Source organism: Undibacterium sp. Xuan67W (genome assembly GCF_049340165.1).
In the GTDB taxonomy this organism is placed as follows: domain Bacteria; phylum Pseudomonadota; class Gammaproteobacteria; order Burkholderiales; family Burkholderiaceae_D; genus Undibacterium.
The window spans coordinates 1-252 of the sequence record NZ_JBMPPN010000071.1 but is presented as its reverse complement, the minus strand read 5'-3'; the positions used below and the strand labels follow the sequence as shown (position 1 = coordinate 252).

At 51.6% G+C, this 252-nt stretch carries 1 pseudogene; it reads left to right on the top strand.

The features are described 5' to 3' along the window. Nucleotides 1-115 precede the first annotated feature (115 nt). Nucleotides 116-252: pseudogene (locus ACO0LE_RS20310) on the top strand (DDE-type integrase/transposase/recombinase); the annotation flags it as partial.

Here is a 252-nt window from a genome sequence, read left to right as displayed (position 1 = left end):
GCTGGTTATGGACTTACAATCACGACCGGCCCAACACGGGCATCGGCGGCATCACCCCGAAACAGAAACTCGCACTTGCCGCATAGCCTCTACTCATAGCTCGCGCTAAAAATGGGGGGATTACCATCTGGCGGTGGTCATCGATCTTTATTCAAGGGCTGTCGTTGGTTGGTCAATGAAATCAACGATGGCGACAGAAATTGTTCTCGATGCGTTATTGATGGCTGTTTGGAGAAGACACCCTAAGCACCC